Genomic DNA, 18,636 nt, shown 5'->3' on the forward strand with positions numbered 1-18,636 from the left:
GGGAGAGGGGCAATAACGCCTTAGCACGCTGCAGTTGGCGCCGTAGACAATTCCTTCGCCCATCGGGACCGCGAATTCCCTTCTCCCGTCGGGACCATGGCCCCCTTTTCGGGGGAAGGTGCCCCGAAGGGGCGGATGAGGGTACGGGCGAAGCCTCGTACAGCGTCCGGTAGCGCGAGTTGGATGCGCGAGGCGCTTCGCGCCGTACCCTCGCACCAACCCCTCTCCCGATGGGAGAGGGGCAGCTCCATGTGCCTTGCACGCGCCGCGGGCGGGCTGTGCCGCGCTCATCTGCAAGACCCCGGCGCGCATTCACCCGCCCACCACTCGTGCGCAGGCAACATCGCCGCCGCCATCGCGCATCCGCACGACAGCCAGATCTTCCGACTCGTGCGACGCCTGCGCTGCGCCGTCGTGGCCGCCATGCCGCGCCCGCAGCCGTGCAGGGGAAATGCGACGCGGGTGCATCCGTCTTCCGGTTTCGCCCGTATCGCTCCCAAGTCCCCCAATGAGACGCGCTTGTGCCGAGTCCCGTTCCGGAACCCAGCCCTTCCACATCGCCGCCTGCGCCGCGTGGCCGCATCCTGCGCACCCTGCGCCGCTGGTTCGACACCAGCGCCGAGATCGAACTGGATCCGGCGCGCGCCGACCGCATCGACTGGCTGCGCGCCGCGCCCTACATCGGCCTGCACCTGGCGTGCCTGGGCGTGTTCTGGGTCGGCGTGTCGTGGTTCGCCGTCGGCATGGCGGTGGCGATGTACGCGGTGCGCATGTTCGCGCTCACCGGCTTCTACCACCGCTATTTCGCCCACCGCGCGTTCAAGACCTCGCGCCCGGTGCAGTTCCTGTTCGCCGCGATCGGCGCCACCTGCGTGCAGCGCGGGCCGCTATGGTGGGCCGCCCACCACCGCAACCACCATCGCCACACCGACACCCCGGCCGATCCGCATTCGCCGCGCCAGCACGGCTTCTGGTGGAGCCATAGCGGCTGGTTCCTGACCCCGCGCGGCTTCAGCACCGACTGGGAGGCGATCCCGGACCTGCGCCGCTTCCCAGAACTGCGCTTCCTCGACCGCTTCGACCTGCTGCTGCCGGTGCTGCTGGCGCTGGCGCTGTTCCTGCTCGGCGGGTGGCTGCAGCAGCACATGCCGCAGCTCGGCACCGATGGCCCGCAGTTGCTGGTGTGGGGCTTCTTCATCTCCACCGTGGCGCTGTTCCATGCCACCTTCACCATCAACTCGCTGGCGCACCGCTTCGGCAGCCGCCGCTTCGACACCCGCGACGACAGCCGCAACAACCTGTGGCTGGCGCTGCTGACCTTCGGCGAAGGCTGGCACAACAACCACCATTTCTTCCCCGGTGCCGCGCGTCAGGGTTTCCGCTGGTGGGAACTGGACCTGACCTGGTACGGCCTGAAGGCACTGTCGTGGACCCGCGTGATCCGCGAGCTCAAGCCGGTGCCGGCCGGGCTGGTGCGCGCACAGGCGCGTGCCCGATGAGCCGGATCGCAGTAGTGGGCTCGGGCATCGCCGGCCTCGGCGCGGCGTGGCTGCTGTCGCAGCGCCACGAAGTGACGCTGTACGAAGCGGCCGACTATCTCGGCGGCCACACCCATACCCATGCGATTGCACTGGACGGCGCGGAGTACGCGGTGGACAGCGGCTTCATCGTGTTCAATCCGGAGCACTACCCGCTGCTGAGCGCGCTGTTCGCGCGGCTCGGGGTGGAGTCGCAGCCGACCACGATGAGTTTTTCGGTGCACGAAGAACGCACCGGGCTGGAATACAACGCCGGCACGCTCGACGGGCTGTTCTGCCAGCGCCGCAACCTGCTGTCGCCGCGCTTCTGGCGCATGCTGCGCGATCTGCGGCGGTTCTACCGGGACGCGCCGCAGGTGCTGCACGACGCCTCGCTGGCGCAGCTCACCCTCGGCGACTTCCTGCAGCGCCGCGGCTACTCCGAGGTGTTCCGCGACGCGCACCTGGTGCCGATGGCCTCGGCGCTGTGGTCCTCGCCGTCGCGGCAGATCCTCGATTTCCCGATGCGCCAGCTGATCGGCTTCATGGCCAACCACCACATGCTGCAGGTCAGCGGCCGCCCGCAGTGGCGGGTGGTGCGCGGCGGCTCCAACAGCTACGTGCGTGCGCTGCGCAGCCGCTGGCGCGTGCGCGAGCGGCTGGGCACGCAGGTGCGCGCGGTGCAGCGCACCGCACACGGTAGCGTCGCCATCGCCTGCGATGCCGACACCCAGCAATACGACCACGCGGTGCTGGCCTGCCATGCCGACGACGCGCTGCGCCTGCTCACCGATCCCAGCGAGGCCGAAACCGCGATCCTCGGTGCGATCGGCTACCAGGACAACGAGACCGTGCTGCACACCGACGCGCGCGTGCTGCCGCGCGACCGCCGCGCCTGGGCCGCCTGGAACGCGCACGTGCCGGCCGAGCCGGACGCGCCGTGCACGGTCAGCTACTGGATGAACGCGCTGCAGTCGCTGCAGGCGCCGCAGCCGTTCATCGTCAGCCTCAACCGGACCGATGCGATCGATCCGGCCAAGGTGCTGCGGCGCATGCGCTACCGGCATCCGCTCCAGACCCAGGCATCGGTGGCGGCGCAGGCGCGCAAGGGCGAGATCCAGGGCCAGCGCAACACCTGGTTCGCCGGCGCCGGCTGGGGCTTCGGCTTCCACGAGGACGGCCTGCGCAGTGCGGTCGACGTGGCTGCGGCGCTGGGGGTACCCTGGTCATGACGCTGATGCGCCGTGCTGCCGTGCCCGCCCCGCCGGCTGGCGCCGTCTCGACAACGTCGGCGGCGGCGGGCACGACCTTGCACGGCCTGCACAGTGCGGTGTACACCGGCTGGGTGCGGCACCGCCGTTATGCGCCAAAGGCGCTGGCGTTCCGCTATCCGCTGTTCCTGCTGTACCTGGACCTGGACGAACTGGAGCAGGTGTTCGCGCGGCGCTGGCTGTGGTCGGTGAACCGGCGCAACCTGGCCGAATTCCGCCGCAGCGACTATCTCGGCGACCCTGCGCAGCCGCTGGACGAAGCGGTCCGCGACCGTGTGCAGCAGCACACCGGCGAACGCCCGCTCGGCCCGGTGCGCATGCTCACCCACCTGCGCTACTTCGGCCATTGCTTCAATCCGGTCACGTTCTACTACTGCCACGACGCGCAGCAGCGCCTGCACAGCATCGTCGCCGAGATCACCAACACGCCGTGGCGGCAGCGCCACGCCTACGTGCTGCCGATGGCCGAGGCGCACAGCCATGGCACCACCCACGCCTGGCGCTTCGCCAAGCGTTTCCATGTGTCGCCGTTCATGGCGATGGCGCATACCTACGCCTGGCGTTTCAGCGAACCCGCTGCGCAACTGCGCGTGCACATGGACGTGCTCGATCCTGCGCCCGCCGCCACGCGGCGGCGTTTCGACGCCACCCTCGTCCTGCAGCGCCGCGTGCTCGACGGCGCCAGCCTGGCGCAGGCGTTGCTGCGCTATCCGGCGATGACCCTGCAGGTCATGGCCAAGATCCACTGGCAGGCCCTGCGGCTGTGGCTGCGCGGCAACCCGGTGCACGACCATCCCGACCATTCCCTTCCGCGAGAACGCCGATGAACGCTCCGCACGCGCCCTCTTCCGCCGCCGCGCTGACCCCGGCCGCACCGCCATTGCGCGGGCTCGACCGCCTGTTGCGGAAGCGCCTGCTCGCCACGCTCGATGGCCTGCACGACGGCCAGCTGCGCATCGAGGAAGCCGGCACGCTGACCACGCTGGGCGACGCCGGCGCCGGTGCCGACGCGCTGCAGGCGCATCTGCGCATCCATGACCCGCGCTTCTACCGCCAGGCCGCGCTCAACGGCAGCGTCGGTGTCGGCGAGGCGTACATGGACGGGCTCTGGGACTGCGACGACCTGGTCGCGCTGGTGCGCCTGCTGGTGCGCAACCGCGACCGCCTGGACGCGATGGAGACCGGCCTGGCCCGGCTCGGTGGCCTGGCGATGCGCAGCCTGCACGCGTTCGCGCGCAACACCCGCGCCGGCAGCCGCCGCAACATCGCCGCGCACTACGACCTGGGCAACCAACTGTTCGAACTGTTCCTGGATCGCAACCTGATGTATTCCTCGGCGATCTTCCGCGATGCCGACGCCGCCTTGGGCGAGGCGGCGCTGGAGCGCGCCGCCGAACGCAAGCTGCAGCGCATCTGCGCCAAGCTCGACCTGCAGCCGCATCATCATCTGGTCGAGATCGGCACCGGCTGGGGCGGCTTCGCGTTGCACGCGGCCAAGCACCATGGCTGCCGCGTCACCACCACCACCATCTCGCGCGAGCAGTACGAACTGGCCCGGCAGCGCATCGCCGCCGCCGGGCTGTCGGACCGGGTCGAGGTGTTGCTGCGCGACTACCGCGATCTGGACGGCCGCTACGACCGCCTGGTCTCGATCGAAATGATCGAGGCGATCGGCCACCAGTACCTGGACACCTACTTCGGCAAGGTCGGCAGCCTGCTCAAGGACGATGGCCAGGCGCTGATCCAGGCCATCACCATCGAGGACCACCGCTACGCGCAGGCGCTCACGTCGGTGGACTTCATCAAGCGCCATATCTTCCCGGGCAGCTTCATTCCCTCGGTGGCGGCGATGACCGGGGCGATCGCCCGCGCCAGCGACCTGCGCCTGTTCAACCTGGAAGACATCGGCCCCAGCTACGCGCTGACCCTGCGCGCCTGGCGCGAGCGCTTCATGGCCAGGCTGCCGCAGGTGCGCGCGCTCGGCTACGACGAACGCTTCATCCGCATGTGGGAGTTCTACCTGGCCTACTGCGAGGGCGGCTTCCTGGAGCGCTCGATCGGCGACGTGCACCTGTGGCTGAGCAAGCCGCGCGCGCGGCCGGCGCAGTTCGCGCCGGCGCTGGCGGGCGACGCATGAGCAACCTGATCAACTACCTCGCCCTGCAGGGGCTGTGGCTGGCAGCGGTGGTCGGCGCCGCGCATGGCTTGGCCTGGGCCGGCCCGGCGGCGCTGGCGCTGTTCGCGCTGTACCAGCTGTGGCCGCGCCGCCGCGCCCGCGGCGACGCCACGCTGATCGCCCTGGCGTTGCCACTGGGCGCCGGCGTGGATGCCGCCATGCGCGCCGGCGACTGGGTGCGCTACGCCGCCGCGCCGCCGGCGCCGTGGCCGCCGCTGTGGATCCTGGCGCTGTGGGCCGGCTTCGCGCTGACCTTCCAGCATTCGCTGGCCTGGGTGATGCGCCATCCCTGGCGTGCGGCGCTGTTCGGCGCCACCGCCGGCCCGCTGGGCTATGTGCTGGCCGCGCGCGGCTGGCAGTCGGTGACGCTGACGCAGCCGTTGCCGCAGGCGCTGCTGGCGCTGGCCGTCGGCTGGGCCGCGGCGCTGACCTTGCTGAGCCTGGTGACGCGCCGCCTGAGCGTCGCCATGCCGGCGCTGCCGGCCACCGGAGCGGCGCGATGAACGCCTGGCCGCTGCTGCATGTGGGCGTGTTCACCGTGCTGGTCATGCTCGCCGGCTGGGCCTGGCAGCGGCGCACCCGCAATGCCGGCGTGGTCGATGTGCTGTGGTCCGCCTGCATGGCGCTGACCGCGGTGTACTGCGCCTGGCGCGCCGACGGCGCGCTGCTGCCGCGTGTGCTGACCGCCGTGTTGGGCGGGCTGTGGGGCGCGCGCCTGGCCTGGCACCTGGGCGTGCGCGTGTTCGGCGATACGCACGAGGACGGCCGCTATCGCGCCCTGCGCGAGCACTGGCACGGCGACCAGCGCAAGTTCCTGGCGTTCTTCCTCGGCCAGGCGCTGGTGGTGCTGGCGTTCGCGGTGCCGCTGTCGGTGGCCGCGCACAATCCGCAACCGCAGTGGAGCGTGTGGACCACCCTGGCGGTGGCCACCTGGCTGGTCGCGGTCGGCGGGGAAAGCCTGGCCGACCGGCAACTGGCCGCATTCCGCGCCGACCCGGCGAACAAGGGCAAGACCTGCCGCCAAGGCCTGTGGCGCTATTCGCGGCATCCGAACTACTTCTTCGAATTCGTGCACTGGTTCGCCTACGTGTTTCTGGCGGTGGGCAGCGGCGCGCTGTGGGTCGGCGTGGCCGCGCTGGGGCCGCTGCTGATGTTCGCTTTCCTGTACCGCGTCACCGGCATTCCCTACACCGAACAGCAGGCCCTGCGCTCGCGCGGCCGCGACTACGCCGACTACCAGCGCAGCACCAGCGCCTTCTTCCCCATGCCGCCGCGGCACTGAGCCGCGCCAGGAGATCCGCCGATGTCCAGCACCTTCGCCACCTCTTCCCCGCCCGCCACGCCGGCCGAACCGCTGGCCACGCGCCTGGCCGAATCCGGCCTGCTGCCCGACGCCATGCTGCGCGCGGCGATGCGCCGGCTGTCCGCGCAGCGCCTGCGCGAGGAGCGCGCCGGCGGCGCCGACGCGGCCTGGGAGCGCCAGCGCCTGCTGATCGAATCGCTGCGCGAGAGCGCCATCGCGATCGAAACCGACGCGGCCAACCGCCAGCACTACGAGGTGCCTCCGCGCTTCTTCGAGCTGTGCCTGGGCAAGCGGCTGAAGTACAGCAGCTGCTACTGGGACGCGACCACGCCCGACCTGGACGCGGCCGAGGAACGCATGCTGCAGCTCTACGCCGAACGCGCGCAGTTGCGCGACCGCCAGCGCATCCTCGAACTGGGCTGCGGCTGGGGCTCGCTGACCTTGTGGATGGCCGAGCAGTTCCCCGGCGCGCGCATCACCGCGGTGTCCAACTCGCGGCCGCAACGCGAGCACATCGAAGCGCAGTGCCGCGCGCGCGGGCTGGGCAACGTCAAGGTGATCACCCACGACGCCAACACCCTGACCCTGCCGACCGAGAGCTACGACCGCGTGGTGTCGATCGAGATGTTCGAGCACATGCGCAACTACCGCGAACTGCTCAAGCGCGTCAGCCACTGGCTGGTGCCGGGCGGGCGGCTGTTCGTGCACATCTTCTGCCATCGCGACCTGGCCTACCCGTTCGAGGTGCAGGGCGAGGACAACTGGATGGGCCGGCACTTCTTCACCGGCGGCCTGATGCCGGCGGCCGACACCCTGCTGCAGTTCCAGGACGACCTGGCGATCGAACGCCGCTGGCTGCTGTCCGGCCAGCACTACGAGAAGACCGCCAACGCCTGGCTGCACAACCAGGACCGCCACCGCGACACGCTGATGCCGGTGCTGCAGGCCACCTACGGCGCCGACGCCAAGATCTGGTGGCAACGCTGGCGCATGTTCTGGATGGCCTGCGCGGAACTGTTCGGCTACGAACAGGGCCAGCAGTGGGGCGTGGCGCATTACCGGTTCGTTCGGCGCTGAGGCGCTGGGGCGCCGGGAATGGAGAATGGGGAAACGGGAATGGGCGTCCCGCGAGTTCCGGCATTACCTGCGCACCAAAGGACCTGTGATCAGCCGCGACGGGCTTTAACGGTGACACCCATCGTGGCTAAAGCGACTGCTCCACGCGGTCGCCCAGACGACGGCACTGCCGCCTTTCCCATTCCCCATTCTCGATTCCCCATTCCCGGCTCTACGCGGCCGCCGTAATCACGATCTCGATCTTCCAGGCCGGGTCGGCCAGCTTGGCCTGCACGGTGGCGCGGGCCGGGGTGTTGCCGGGGCTGACCCATTCTTCCCAGACCTTGTTCATTTCGGCGAACTCGGCCAGGTCGGTCATGTAGATCTCGGCGCGCAGGATTCGGCTCTTGTCGGTGGCGGCGAGCGCCAGCAGCCGGTCGATCGCGGCAAGCACTTCGCGGGTCTGGCCGGCGATGTCGGCGCTGGTGTCCTCGGCGATCTGGCCGGCCAGGTAGGCCACGCCGTTGTGCACGGTCATTTCCGACATGCGCGGGCCGGTATCGAAACGCTGGATCATGATGCGCTGTCCTGTAGTGGGAAGACCGCGCCATTGTCGCGCGATTGCGCCGCGGCTGCAGGCGCCGGCCGCCACAGGCGGTACGCCACCGGCAACAGCCAGGCCAGGATCAGCACGATCGCCAGCTTCTGGGTCAGCCCGCGCGGCGGCGCGCGCCACAGCACATGCACCCACAAGGCCGCGAACGCCAGCACCGCCAGCAGCAGCAACGGCCCGGCGCGGCCCTTCCACGCCGCCTGCCCGCGCAGCCATGCGCTTTGCAGCAGCATCGCGCTGGTCGCGCACAGGAACGCGGTCTGCGCGGACAGCCCATGCACCAGCGGCGCCAGCAGCGGCGCGCGCTGCGGCAGGTAGCTGTCGCCGATCGCCACCCCGCACAACCCCAGCGCGGCGCCACCGAACAGCAGCACCGGCGCGCCGCTGCGCGCGCGCGGTGGCGACTGCGCATACAGCCCGGCCGCCAAGGCCATCACAGCCGCCGCCAGCAGGACGTAGACAGTGCGCAGTACCAGGCCGCCGGGGCCATGCAGATACTGACTGAGCGTGGCCTGCTGCCACTGCAGATCGGCGCGCAGGACCTGCAACGCCAACGCCACGCCGAGGAACAACAGCGCCAGCAGCAGCGCGACGGCACCAGCCAGGCGCGTCCAGCGCGGCGGCGCGGAAAGGGCAAACGCGGACAGCGGCATCGACAGGCTCCGGAACCGACAGGGACCGTCGCCACACACGTCGGCCACGCCCCCCGCCGCGGTCCCGACGCCGTGGCGACGTACGATTCCACTATCATGCGCGTCGCCGGCGCGGCCGGTATAGCCTAGGGCGTGCGATGTGCGGTGGAGGAACGGCAGTGATGAGGGAGGATGCAGTGCGCACGCGACGCGGTACCGCCCCGGATGGCGCCACGCGCGTCCGTGCGGGAACGTCTTGCGCCACTGATCGCCGCCCTGTCTGGATGTGGCGCGCGGCGCGTCGTGGCAACCCGCCTCGCCTCAGCATCCCACCTACCGCGCCCTAGCCTCCGCGTCGCAGCCCATTCCATGTTCGTGACACGTTTTCCTCCAACCGGTATCGCGATGGCCCGTCTCCGTCTCACCCGCAGTTCCGCTTCGGCCCCGTCGCGCACCGTGCGCCGCGCGCCGTGGCGCCTTGCCGCCGCCCGCCTGCAATGACCGACGCCGCGCCCTCCGCTCCCGCGTCCACGCCCGGCTGGCGCCGTGCGCTGCCGGTGCTGGCCAGCCTGGCGATCCTGGCCCTGGCGCTGCATGCGCTGGCCACGGAATTCAGCACCCATGGCTACAGTGCGATCCGTCACGCCTTCAACCAGCTGAGCCTCACACAGATCGTGCTGACCCTGCTGCTGGGGCTGAGCAGCTATGCCTGCCTGATCGGCTTCGACGCGGTGGGCCTGCGCCGCAGCGGGCGCAAGCTGCACCCGATGCGGATCAGCATCACCGCGTTTCTGGCGCATGCGGTCGGGCAGACCCTGGGCTTCGCCGCGCTGACCGGCGGCGCGGTGCGCCTGCGCGGCTACGGGCGGGTCGGGCTGAGCCTGGCCGAAATCGGCCAGGTGGTGCTGATGAGCACGCTCGGCTTCGTGTTCGGCGCCTGGCTGCTGCTGGCGCTGGCCCTGACCCTGGAACCGGCCGCGGCGGCGCTGGCGCTGCCGGTCGGCGCGACCGCGGTGCGCGCGATCGGCATCGCGTTGCTGGTCGGCTTCGCCACGATGCTGCTGCTGGCAGGTCGCGACGGCCGCACCCTGCGCTGGCGCAGCCACGAACTGTGGCTGCCGGACCGGCGCACCACGCTGGGTGTGACCGCGCTGAGCGTGGTCGAACTGGGCCTGGCCAGCGCCGCGTTCTACGTGCTGCTGCCCAACGAATCGGGGATCGAGTACATCGGCTTCGTCGGCCTGTACCTGGTCGCGGTGGTGGCGGGCCTGGTCTCGACCGTGCCGGCCGGCCTGGGCGTGTTCGAGTGGAGCCTGCTCAAGCTGCTGCCCGGCGTGGCGCCGGCGGCGGTGCTGGCGGCGGCGCTGATCTACCGCATCACCTACTACGTGGTGCCGCTGCTGCTGTCGGTGATGATGGCGTCGCTGTCCGGCCTGCGCCGGCCGCTGGCGGCCAGTGCCGGTGGGGTGCGCGTGGCCTGGCGCACGCTGCGCCCGTGGCTGCCGCAGATCATCGCTCTTGCGGTGTTCGCGGTCGGCGCGGCGCTGGTCATCGACGGCACCCTGCCCACGCCCAAGCGCCGCCAGGACATGGCGCCGTTGTCGATCATGGAGACTTCGCACCTGCTGGCCAGCCTCGGCGGCGTGGTGCTGCTGCTGATCGGCCAGGGCCTGCAGCGGCGCAGCCATGCCGCCTGGGTGCTGGCGATCGGCATATGCGTGCTGCTGCCGTTGCCGGCCTGGCTGCGCGGCGGCCACGTGTCGGTGGCGCTGTCCTCGCTGGTGGTGGCGGTCGGCCTGTGGGGCGCGCGCCGCGAGTTCTATCGCGAGGGCGCGCTGCTCGACGAGGCCTGGTCGTGGCCGTGGCTGCGCAACCTCGGCCTGGTGCTGATCGCCACGATCTGGCTGCTGTTCTTCGTCTACAGCCACGTCGAATACCAGAACGAACTGTGGTGGGAGTTCGCCACCTCGGCCAACGCGCCGCGTGCGCTGCGCGCGGTGCTGCTGGTCAGCGTGGCGGTGGTGGTGTTCGGGCTGGCGCGCCTGCTGCACAGCACGCGCTCGCCGTTGCCGCCGGCCGATGGCGCGCAACTGGACGCGCTGGCGCCGGTGCTGGCCGAGGCCACCGACACCCAGGCCTGTCTGGTGCTGACCGGCGACAAAGCGCTGCTGCAGGCCGAGGACGGCCCCGGTTTCGTGATGATGCAGCGCTACGGCGGCTCGCTGGTGGCGATGGGCGACCCGGTCGGCACGCCGGAGGTGGCCCGCGCGCTGATCTGGCGCTTCCGCGAGGAAGCCGACCGCATGGGCCTGCGCCCGGTGTTCTACCAGGTCGGCGAGCAGCACTGGCAGACCTACCTGGACCTGGGCCTGACCCTGGTCAAGCTCGGCGAGGAAGCGATGGTGTCGCTGGAGGGCTTCCACCTGGAGGGCCGCGACCGCGCCGACCTGCGCCAGGCCTGGAACCGCGGCAAGCGCAGCGGGCTGAGCTTCCGCATCGTCGAAGCCGACGCGGTGGATGCGCTGATGCCGGTGCTGGCCGAGGTCTCGCAGCAATGGCTGGAGGACAAGGCCGGAGCCGAGAAGGGCTTCTCGCTGGGCAGCTTCGATCCCGCCTACCTGCGCCGCTTCCCGATCGCGGTGGTGGAGTTCGAAGGCAAGGTCGTGGCCTTCGCCAACCTGTGGCAGGCCCCGGCCGGGCACGAGCTGTCGGTGGACCTGATGCGGCACATCGCCGACGCGCCGAAGGGCACGATGGACTTCCTGTTCATCGAGCTGTTCCTGTGGGGCCGCGACCAGGGCTACAAGCGCTTCTCGCTGGGCATGGCGCCGCTGTCGGGCCTGGCCCAGCACCGCCTGGCCGGGCGCTGGAACCGCTTCGGCAACCTGATCGTGCGCCACGGCGAACGCTTCTACGGCTTCACCGGCCTGCGCCGCTTCAAGTCCAAGTTCGCCCCCGCCTGGCGCACCCGCTACCTCGCCGCCCCCGGCGGCATGCACCTGCCGGCCGCCCTGCTGGACGTCACCCGGTTGATCTCGCTGGATCCGCGCAAGCCGGAGTGAGGCGGGATTGGGGGAGTCGGGATTGGGATTTGCGTGGCTGCCCCGTCTGCCGGGCATTTGGAGGCTTCGCGCCCTACCCTCATCCGCCCCTGCGGGGCACCTTCTCCCGGTGGGAGAAGGAAGAGCGCTAGCCCCTCTCCCATCGGGGCGACAGGGTGCGGCTTGCGGGTCACTGACGCGCGCACCCTGGAGCGCCCGCGCCGCAAGCGCGGGCCGGGGCGCGGAGCGGGGGTTGGGGTGAGGGTCCGGCGACCATGAAGTGGGCGACAGCGAGCGGCGCTTATCCCCTCGCGGGACCGACGTTTCAGCCGTCAGCGTCGCGGCTGAAGCCGCTCCTACGACGATGCGAGCGGACAAGCCCGGTCACGCGACCAATCCGCCAATCCCGAATCCCCAATCCCGGCCTTCAATCAATCCGCTGCAGGATCTGCTTGGCCAGCGTCGCGTAATCGCCCTGGAAGTGATGGTCGCCAGGCAGCTTGACCAGTTGCGCCCCGCCCTTGGGCAGGTCCGGGCACAACGCGTCGTCGTCGTCCTGGCCATAAATGCACAGGGTCTGCGCCGGCGGCATCTTCGCTACTTCCGGGGCGATCGGCAGGCCGTCGTCGCCGGAACTGATCCAGTTGGACACATGGAACTCGTAGTCGGCGGTCTTGCCCACCGACAGCAAGGCGGTGAGCTGCACCTGGTCGCGCATCGCCTCCGGCAACTGGTTGTAGGCCGCCGGCAGCACGTCGGCGCCCTGCGAGAAGCCGATCAGCACCACCCGTCCGCGCTGCCACAGGTGGCTGTAGTGGCGGTAGATGCGGTCCAGGTCGGTGGCGAAGCCCTGCGGCGTGCGCTCGCTCCAGAAGTAACGCAGCGAATCCACGCCCACCACCGGGATGCCGGCCTTGGCCAGGGCGCCGGCGACCTGCTGGTCGAGCCCGGCCCAACCGCCGTCGCCGGAGACGAAGATCGCGAACACGTTGCCGTTGTCGGCATCGCCCGCCCCCGCGGCGGCCGGCACGTCGACCACCGGCAGGCCGGCCAGGTCGGCCGGGGTCGGCGGCAGGCTGACGCCGGGGCGGTCGCCCAGCGAACGCACCGCCGCGCGCAGCCCCGGCAGCGCGTCGCCGCTGGCGCTGCGGCGGAATTGCCGCGCCTGCGCCACCTTCTGCAGGAACGCATCGCTCTGCTGGGTGCAGCGGTCGCGCCGGGTCTTGGCGTCCAGCGCCGCCAGCCACGGCACCGGCAGCGCGGTCGGCTGCAGCGCACGCGCCGGCGCGGTGATGCCGGCGCCGCAGATCTGGTCGTCGAGCACCTGCACCGGGCAGAAATCCTCGGTCAGCAGGCCGGCCAGCAGATGCTTGGGCGCCTGCGCGGCGACCGCATAGGCCAGCGCGGCGCCGTCGCCGTCGCCGACCAGCAACGGCAGGTGGTAGGTCGGCACGTGGAAATAGGCCTGCACGTAGCGCGAAAAATTCTCCACGTCGCCGGCGGAGAAGCCGCAGGTGCCGTCGATCTTGGCCAGCACCGCCTGCAGATGCGCGCTGTCGATCACCGCCACCATCGCGCCGTCGTCGCGCAGCGCCTCGATCTGGCGCATGCGCTCGGCATCGGCGTGCTTGCCGCCGGCGAACCACAACACCACGCGCTTCGCATTGCCCTTGGGCAACAGCACCGGCACCTGCTCGAAGCGTCCATGGCTGAGCTTTTCCAGCGATGTCGCCGGCGCACCGGCGCTCGGCGCGGCGGCGGCCGCAGCGCCCGGCGCCGCACCGGCGATGCCGGCCACAAGCAGTCCACCCAGTGCACATCCCCACACCCAACCGCCACGCTTCTGCATCATCCAGCCATCCTGAAAAGGCGCGTTAAAGATAATCCCGAACGGCGGCGGCGCGAAGCGCGGCGCGCGCTGCGGTTCATGCCGGGTACGCCGGACCTGGGCCATCGCCTGCGCCGGCAGCCCTGTCAGCCGTCCGCGTCGGCGCTCGGGTGGCGCAGTTGCCAGGCCGCCAGCGCCTGCCGGTAGCGCTCCAGTTCCTCGTGGTAGAGGTCGTAGACGCATAGCGGACAGCCGCTGTCGCAGCAGTCGCTGGGGGCGGGCGGCAGCGGCGCCTGCGGGCGGGGATCGGCGTTGGCGGCGGGATCGGGCATGGGGCTTGGTGGTAGCGGCCGAACGGACCGGCGCGGCAGTGTAGAAGAAGGCGGCGCCGGGTGGCCCGCGCCTGGTCAGCCGATGGCCTGACGCAGGTTGGCGCGCGCGGCCGCGTCGTAGCGTGCGTGGAAGCGCTCGCTGAGGAAGATGCGCGGCTGCGCCAGCACGGTGCGCAGGAAGGCGCGGCGCTTGCGCCGGTACAGCCAGCCCGGCACCACCCCGCGGTACTCTTCGGCGATGGCGCGGTCGTAGGCGGCGAATGCCTCCGGGGTGGCACCGAGGATGGCCATGTCGCAATCCAGGAACAGAGCCGCGTCCGCATCCACCGAGGCGACGGTCAGTTGCCCGTGGCGCGCGGTGAGTTCGATCAGCGCGGCCACCCGCGCCGCGTCCACGCCGGCATCCGGCAGCCACTGCGCGATCGCCGCCTCGGCCAGGCGCGCCGACTGCGCTTCATTGTCGCCGCGGCCGGCGCGGTACACCGCATCGTGATAGAGCACGGCCAGGTAGACCTCGCGCGGCTGTTGCCAGCCGGTGTCGGCGGCGACCTCGGCAAAGTGCGCCAGCACCGCCTCGACGTGGCCGAAATGGTGATAGGCGCGCGGCGGCTCGGCGTAGGCCGCCCGCAGCTGCGCCCACTGCGCATCGGGCAGGGTCAGCGGCACTGCACTCATGCGCCACGCTGCCCGGGATCGGCCCGCAACGGCCAACGCGCTTCGTGCAGGTAACGGCCCTGGCCCTGCACGCTGCGGATCAGGCTCAGCGACACCGCCTGCCAGGACAGCGTCGGTACGCGCTGCGGCGCCAGCGGCTGATCGACATAGGCCAGGGTCATGTGCGGCAGATAAGCGCCGTCGGCGCGTGCGGCGACACCGTGCCGGGCCAGTTGCTGCTGCAGCGCCTGGCGCAAGGCCTGCAGGTGCTGGGGCTCCGCATCGCCGCGCAGCACCAATGGTCGGTTGCGCGCACGGCTGTCGAAGGTCACCGCCTGGTCGAATGCGAATTCAAATGGCGAGGCCGCAAGCGCCTGCGCGGCGGCGCAGGCCTGTTGCAGCAGGCGGGGCGGAATCCCGGCGTATTCGCCCAGATAGTGCAAGGTGACATGCAGCCGCTCGGGCGGCAATGCGCGGCCGCGCAATCCATGGTCGTGGCAGAGCTGCTGACCGAGACGATGTACCGCCTGCGCCGTCTGCGCATCGGGCAACAACGCAAAGAACAGGCTTTCGCGCGCGGCGGGCGCGTCGAAACCGAGCGAGAACTGGGCGCCGTCGGGCGCGGCATCGGGATACATGAGAATGAAGCGGCAAACGCCGCAAGCGGATCGGGCAGCGGTCGAGCGCGCATGGTAGCAAGCGCACCTGATCGCTGCAGATCCGGCCCGCCGCCCGGGCAGCGCCGCGATGGCGGCGCGCCGGGCAAGCGGCGGATGGCGGTCAGGCCGCGTTCTTCATCGCGTGCTTGCGGGTGCGCATCACGTCATGGCAGGCGCGCACTTCCGGCAGCAGGCGGGTGGCGGCATCGCGCGCGGCGACCGGGGTATCGGCGTCGGCGATGGTCTCGTTGAAGGCCTTCAGCAGGCGATCCTCGGACTCTTCCAGCTCGGCGACGTAGCCGTACTTGGTGTCGCCCAGCGCGGCGCGCACCTTGCCGTACATCTGCTGCATGCTGCCGACCATCGTGCCGTGCTCTTCCGGCTTGCCGCCGACCGACTGCACCACCGCGCTCAGGCTGCTGACGATGTCCGACTTGACGCCGGCGATGCGCAGGAACAGCGCGGAGAGCTCGGCGTCGCCCACCTTCTTCGCAGCTTCTTCGTAGAAGTCCTTGCCGTCGCGGGAAATGGCGATGAGGTCGTTGAGGCTGTGCGTGGTCTTGCTCTGGATGCTCATGGAAAACTCCTGTGGCGAAGCCGGCGATATCGCGCAACGGGCACGCGGGGTGGACCTGGATATCGCACGGCGCGGTCGAGGGAATTGCCGCGTTGCGTGGTGTTGGCGATGCTGGGCAGAACGGCATAAAGCGCGCGTGAGCCGTTCGTCCTCGTTCGTCACGCGACATTGCCGGTGGTGAACATGCGTTCATTGGGAACTGCACGCAGTCAGGCATGTGGTGAAATTTTCACCATCCTGTCTGCGCGTGTTGCGGCGCTTCGCCGAGCGCGACTTATCCACATGGTTGCCCCCCGATCGTCCACAGTCGCTGTGGATGACTGCCACCGAGCGTGCCGGTCCAGGACCGCCCGTCGGCGCAGCCACGGCGCCCCCCCGGCACAACGGTCAAAGGCCTATAGTGCAGGCGAGCCCGCGCCACTGCTGGGCGCCGCGAGGTGCGTCATGTTCGCCTGGACCGCGTTCACCCTGCTCGCTGCCGCATCGGCCGCCCCGCCGCCGCCGATGCCACCGCCGCACGCGGCAGAAGCGGTACGGGCTGCAGCGCCAGTCCCTGCGCCAGCCGCCGCACCGATGCCGACGCCGGAGCAGATCCTGCAATTGCCGCCGGCCCTGCACGCGCTGCTGCAGCAACGCATCGACCGCGGCGCCGACGCCGAGCACCGCTTGCAGCAACTGGTGGCATTGGCCTTCGACGCCAACGGCCTGAACCTGCAATACGACCCCAAGGCCACCCACAGCGTCGCCGAGAGCTACGCCACCCGTCGCGTCAATTGCCTGTCCTTCACCCTGCTGTTCGTGGCGATGGCGCGCGACATCGGGCTGCAGGCGCAGGTCCAGGAAGTGCGCCGCGTGCTGAGCTGGTACGAGGACGGCAATGCGCTGTACAACGTCGGCCATGTCAACGCCGGCGTGCGCGTGGACAGCGGCCGCGGCAGCATCGACCTGGACCGCAGCGTGCTGATGGACCGGCGCGGGCCGCAACCGATTGCCGACCGCCGCGCCCTCGCCCACTACTACAACAATCGTGGCGCCGAACTGATGGTCGACGGCGATCTGGACGGCGCACGCGCGCGTCTGGCGATGGCGCTGCAGATGGACCCGCGCTTCGCCGGGGCCTGGAACAACCAGGGCGTGCTGGCGATGCGCGATGGCGACAGCGCCGCCGCCGCACGCGACTACGCCAAGGCCTTGGAGATCGATCCGGAGCACCTGCCGGCACTGTCCAATGCCGTGGGTCTGGCCCGACGCCTGGGCGACAGCACGCGCGAGGCCGCCCTGCAGCGACAGATGGAACAGGTGCGCCAACGCGACCCATTCCAGCAATACCTGCTCGGCAACGAGGCGGAGCGGCGCCAGGACTACGCCGCGGCGATCGCCTACTACCGGCATGCCCTGCACCTGTACGACGGCGCCCACCTGCTGTATTTCGCCCTGGCCCGCGCCTACCTGCACAGCGGCGACACCCGCCGCGCCACCGCGGCGCTGCGCGAGGCCATGGCCCATGCCGATCCGGCCACGCAACCGCGCTATCAGGGCAAGCTGGATGCGCTGCGGCGGCTGTCTTCCACCGCGCGGCCGCTGCGCTAGCGCACGCTAGCCGGCCGCGCCTGCGCAGGCGGCCTCACGCCGTGCCGCCTGACGCGCCCACAGGTAGATCAGCAGGCCACCCACGGCCATGGCCGCACCCACGTAGCCGGTGGAGGTCCAGCCCAGGCCCGCGCCGATCGCGATGCCGCCCAGCCACGGCCCCAGCGCGTTGGCCAGGTTGAACGCCGCATGGTTGGAGGCCGCGGCCAAGGTCTGCGCGTCGCTGGCCACATCCATCAGGCGGGTCTGCAGCACCGGCGCCAGCGCGCCCATGCTGCCGACCGCGACCACCGCCGGCAGCACCGCCCACGGCGAGGTCGCCGCCAGCGGGAACGCCAGCAGCACTGCCAGCGACCACAGCAGCACCAGCGGCACTGCGCGGAACTGCATGCGGTCGAACAGCCAGCCGCCGGCCAGGTTGCCGAGCAGCCCGCCCAGTCCGAACGCCCCCATCGCCACCGGGATCCAGTGTTCGGACACGCCGGTGACCTCCATCAGGGTCGGCGCCAGGTAGCTGAAAACGCAGAACATGCCGGCGAAGCCGATCGAGCCGATGCCCAGCGCCAACCACACCTGCGTGCGGTTGAAGGCGCGCAGTTCGCGCAACGGCGAAGGCCGCGTCTCCTGCGGATCGGCCGGCAGCAGGCGCCACACCAGCAGCACCGTCAACACCGCGATCACCGCGACCAGGGCATAGGCGTAGCGCCATTGCGCCACCTGGCCGAGCCAGGTCGCCAGCGGGTTGCCGACCAGCACCGCCAGGTTCAGGCCCAGCAGCACCCGGCTGACCGCGGCACCGCGCTGGTCGGGCGGGCCGATCGAGGCGGCCACCAGGGTCGCCACGCCGAAATAGGCGCCGTGCGGCAGTCCGGCGACGAATCGCGCCACCAGCATGCTGTGATAGTCCGGCGCCACCGCGCTGGCCAGATTGCCGAACGCATAGAAGCCCATCAGCGCCAGCAGCAGATCGCGCCGCGGCCAGCGCGCGCCCAGGATCGCCAGCAGCGGCGCACCGACCACCACGCCCAGCGCATAGGCGCTGATCAGGTGCCCGACCTGCGGCGCATCGATCGCAAGGCCGCGGCCGATGTACGGCATCAGGCCCATGGTGGAGAACTCGCTGGTGCCGATCGCGAAACCGCCCATCGCCAGCGCGAACAGGATCAGCACGTAGCCGCGCCGCGACAGCGGCGCCATGGCGGATGAGGTCATGCGCACGTCCCGAAGGAAAGGGCCGCCCATTATTGTGCATCGCAACAAGCCCTGCAGCCCCAGGTGCGCAACACCGCGTTGCGTGGCCCCACCGCCCGGGCCGGTCGACCGGATGCGCAAAGATGCCGCCAAGGCAACGCACTGTCCCATCGCGCCGCCGCGAAACCGCCGCGCG

At 70.7% G+C, this 18,636-nt stretch carries 17 protein-coding genes; 9 read left to right on the forward strand and 8 right to left on the reverse strand.

The genetic code is table 11. The annotated features are described in order from the left end of the window. Positions 1-521 precede the first annotated feature (521 nt). The 7 genes from PG878_RS14540 to PG878_RS14570 are packed head-to-tail and all read left to right on the forward strand — an operon-like array spanning position 522 to position 7,344. Entirely contained in the window at positions 522-1,499 is a 978-nt protein-coding gene (locus tag PG878_RS14540) for an acyl-CoA desaturase (protein WP_209031673.1), read from the forward strand. Then, entirely contained in the window at positions 1,496-2,749 is a 1,254-nt protein-coding gene (locus PG878_RS14545; RefSeq protein ID WP_209031672.1) for an NAD(P)/FAD-dependent oxidoreductase, read from the forward strand. The genes PG878_RS14540 and PG878_RS14545 overlap by 4 nt, the downstream gene beginning before the upstream one ends. Further along, the gene (locus PG878_RS14550; protein ID WP_209031671.1) at positions 2,746-3,615 is read left to right on the forward strand and encodes a DUF1365 domain-containing protein; all 870 of its coding nucleotides are present in this window, start codon (positions 2,746-2,748) and stop codon (positions 3,613-3,615) included. Before PG878_RS14545 ends, PG878_RS14550 begins: the two co-directional genes overlap by 4 nt. Next, positions 3,612-4,925 (forward strand): SAM-dependent methyltransferase, encoded by a 1,314-nt coding sequence (locus PG878_RS14555; RefSeq protein ID WP_244663866.1) that lies wholly within the window; start codon positions 3,612-3,614, stop codon positions 4,923-4,925. The genes PG878_RS14550 and PG878_RS14555 overlap by 4 nt, the downstream gene beginning before the upstream one ends. After that, on the forward strand, positions 4,922-5,467 hold the full coding sequence (locus PG878_RS14560) for a DUF2878 domain-containing protein (protein ID WP_209031670.1): 546 nt from the start codon (positions 4,922-4,924) through the stop codon (positions 5,465-5,467). Before PG878_RS14555 ends, PG878_RS14560 begins: the two co-directional genes overlap by 4 nt. Continuing rightward, on the forward strand, positions 5,464-6,246 hold the full coding sequence (locus tag PG878_RS14565; RefSeq protein WP_209031669.1) for a DUF1295 domain-containing protein: 783 nt from the start codon (positions 5,464-5,466) through the stop codon (positions 6,244-6,246). The genes PG878_RS14560 and PG878_RS14565 overlap by 4 nt, the downstream gene beginning before the upstream one ends. 21 nt (positions 6,247-6,267) lie before the next feature. Next, positions 6,268-7,344 carry an SAM-dependent methyltransferase gene (locus tag PG878_RS14570; RefSeq protein WP_209031668.1) on the forward strand — a complete coding sequence of 359 codons (1,077 nt, stop codon included), beginning with the start codon at positions 6,268-6,270 and terminating at the stop codon, positions 7,342-7,344. A gap of 211 nt (positions 7,345-7,555) precedes the next feature. Here PG878_RS14570 and PG878_RS14575 read toward each other — a convergent pair whose 3' ends face one another. Together PG878_RS14575 and PG878_RS14580 are read right to left on the reverse strand one after the other, a co-directional pair. Further along, complete coding sequence (locus tag PG878_RS14575) at positions 7,556-7,900, reverse strand: RidA family protein (protein WP_010342343.1); 345 nt, start codon at positions 7,898-7,900, stop codon at positions 7,556-7,558. After that, positions 7,897-8,589 (reverse strand): DUF998 domain-containing protein, encoded by a 693-nt coding sequence (locus PG878_RS14580; protein ID WP_209031667.1) that lies wholly within the window; start codon positions 8,587-8,589, stop codon positions 7,897-7,899. Before PG878_RS14580 ends, PG878_RS14575 begins: the two co-directional genes overlap by 4 nt. A gap of 476 nt (positions 8,590-9,065) precedes the next feature. On the opposite strand from PG878_RS14580, the gene mprF reads away from it, so the two are divergent. Further along, entirely contained in the window at positions 9,066-11,630 is a 2,565-nt protein-coding gene (mprF, locus tag PG878_RS14585; protein WP_209031666.1) for a bifunctional lysylphosphatidylglycerol flippase/synthetase MprF, read from the forward strand. Positions 11,631-12,036: 406 nt separating this feature from the next. On the opposite strand, the gene PG878_RS14590 is transcribed toward mprF, so the two are convergent. From PG878_RS14590 to PG878_RS14610, 5 genes are all read right to left on the reverse strand, one after another. Then, positions 12,037-13,461: a virulence factor family protein gene (locus PG878_RS14590; protein ID WP_244672662.1), complete on the reverse strand. Its 1,425-nt coding sequence runs from the start codon at positions 13,459-13,461 to the stop codon at positions 12,037-12,039. Positions 13,462-13,583: 122 nt separating this feature from the next. Then, positions 13,584-13,769, reverse strand: a complete 186-nt coding sequence (locus tag PG878_RS14595) for an oxidoreductase-like domain-containing protein (RefSeq protein ID WP_209031665.1) — start codon at positions 13,767-13,769, stop codon at positions 13,584-13,586. Between the two features lie 75 nt (positions 13,770-13,844). Continuing rightward, positions 13,845-14,444 (reverse strand): HD domain-containing protein, encoded by a 600-nt coding sequence (locus PG878_RS14600; RefSeq protein ID WP_209031664.1) that lies wholly within the window; start codon positions 14,442-14,444, stop codon positions 13,845-13,847. Continuing rightward, positions 14,441-15,061 carry an RNA 2',3'-cyclic phosphodiesterase gene (thpR, locus tag PG878_RS14605; RefSeq protein ID WP_209031663.1) on the reverse strand — a complete coding sequence of 207 codons (621 nt, stop codon included), beginning with the start codon at positions 15,059-15,061 and terminating at the stop codon, positions 14,441-14,443. Before thpR ends, PG878_RS14600 begins: the two co-directional genes overlap by 4 nt. A 142-nt stretch (positions 15,062-15,203) precedes the next feature. Beyond that, entirely contained in the window at positions 15,204-15,659 is a 456-nt protein-coding gene (locus PG878_RS14610) for a PA2169 family four-helix-bundle protein (protein WP_041500455.1), read from the reverse strand. Between the two features lie 444 nt (positions 15,660-16,103). On the opposite strand from PG878_RS14610, the gene PG878_RS14615 reads away from it, so the two are divergent. Then, positions 16,104-17,249, forward strand: coding sequence for a tetratricopeptide repeat protein (locus PG878_RS14615; protein ID WP_311185975.1), 1,146 nt, complete (start codon positions 16,104-16,106; stop codon positions 17,247-17,249). Positions 17,250-17,255: 6 nt separating this feature from the next. On the opposite strand, the gene PG878_RS14620 is transcribed toward PG878_RS14615, so the two are convergent. After that, entirely contained in the window at positions 17,256-18,461 is a 1,206-nt protein-coding gene (locus tag PG878_RS14620; protein WP_209031662.1) for an MFS transporter, read from the reverse strand. Positions 18,462-18,636: the final 175 nt, after the last annotated feature.

The sequence above is a fragment of the Xanthomonas hawaiiensis genome, from assembly GCF_031834635.1.
GTDB lineage: Bacteria > Pseudomonadota > Gammaproteobacteria > Xanthomonadales > Xanthomonadaceae > Xanthomonas_A > Xanthomonas_A sacchari.

Coding starts and splice junctions, on each gene's coding strand:
- PG878_RS14555 (WP_244663866.1), top strand. CDS start 3,612: ATGAACGCTCCGCACGCGCCCTCTTCCGCCGCCGCGCTGACCCCGGCC.
- PG878_RS14595 (WP_209031665.1), bottom strand. CDS start 13,769: ATGCCCGATCCCGCCGCCAACGCCGATCCCCGCCCGCAGGCGCCGCTG.
- PG878_RS14615 (WP_311185975.1), top strand. CDS start 16,104: ATGTTCGCCTGGACCGCGTTCACCCTGCTCGCTGCCGCATCGGCCGCC.
- PG878_RS14620 (WP_209031662.1), bottom strand. CDS start 18,461: ATGACCTCATCCGCCATGGCGCCGCTGTCGCGGCGCGGCTACGTGCTG.
- PG878_RS14570 (WP_209031668.1), top strand. CDS start 6,268: ATGTCCAGCACCTTCGCCACCTCTTCCCCGCCCGCCACGCCGGCCGAA.
- PG878_RS14560 (WP_209031670.1), top strand. CDS start 4,922: ATGAGCAACCTGATCAACTACCTCGCCCTGCAGGGGCTGTGGCTGGCA.
- PG878_RS14575 (WP_010342343.1), bottom strand. CDS start 7,900: ATGATCCAGCGTTTCGATACCGGCCCGCGCATGTCGGAAATGACCGTG.
- PG878_RS14580 (WP_209031667.1), bottom strand. CDS start 8,589: ATGCCGCTGTCCGCGTTTGCCCTTTCCGCGCCGCCGCGCTGGACGCGC.
- PG878_RS14600 (WP_209031664.1), bottom strand. CDS start 14,444: ATGAGTGCAGTGCCGCTGACCCTGCCCGATGCGCAGTGGGCGCAGCTG.
- PG878_RS14565 (WP_209031669.1), top strand. CDS start 5,464: ATGAACGCCTGGCCGCTGCTGCATGTGGGCGTGTTCACCGTGCTGGTC.
- thpR (WP_209031663.1), bottom strand. CDS start 15,061: ATGTATCCCGATGCCGCGCCCGACGGCGCCCAGTTCTCGCTCGGTTTC.
- PG878_RS14590 (WP_244672662.1), bottom strand. CDS start 13,461: ATGATGCAGAAGCGTGGCGGTTGGGTGTGGGGATGTGCACTGGGTGGA.
- PG878_RS14550 (WP_209031671.1), top strand. CDS start 2,746: ATGACGCTGATGCGCCGTGCTGCCGTGCCCGCCCCGCCGGCTGGCGCC.
- mprF (WP_209031666.1), top strand. CDS start 9,066: ATGACCGACGCCGCGCCCTCCGCTCCCGCGTCCACGCCCGGCTGGCGC.
- PG878_RS14610 (WP_041500455.1), bottom strand. CDS start 15,659: ATGAGCATCCAGAGCAAGACCACGCACAGCCTCAACGACCTCATCGCC.
- PG878_RS14545 (WP_209031672.1), top strand. CDS start 1,496: ATGAGCCGGATCGCAGTAGTGGGCTCGGGCATCGCCGGCCTCGGCGCG.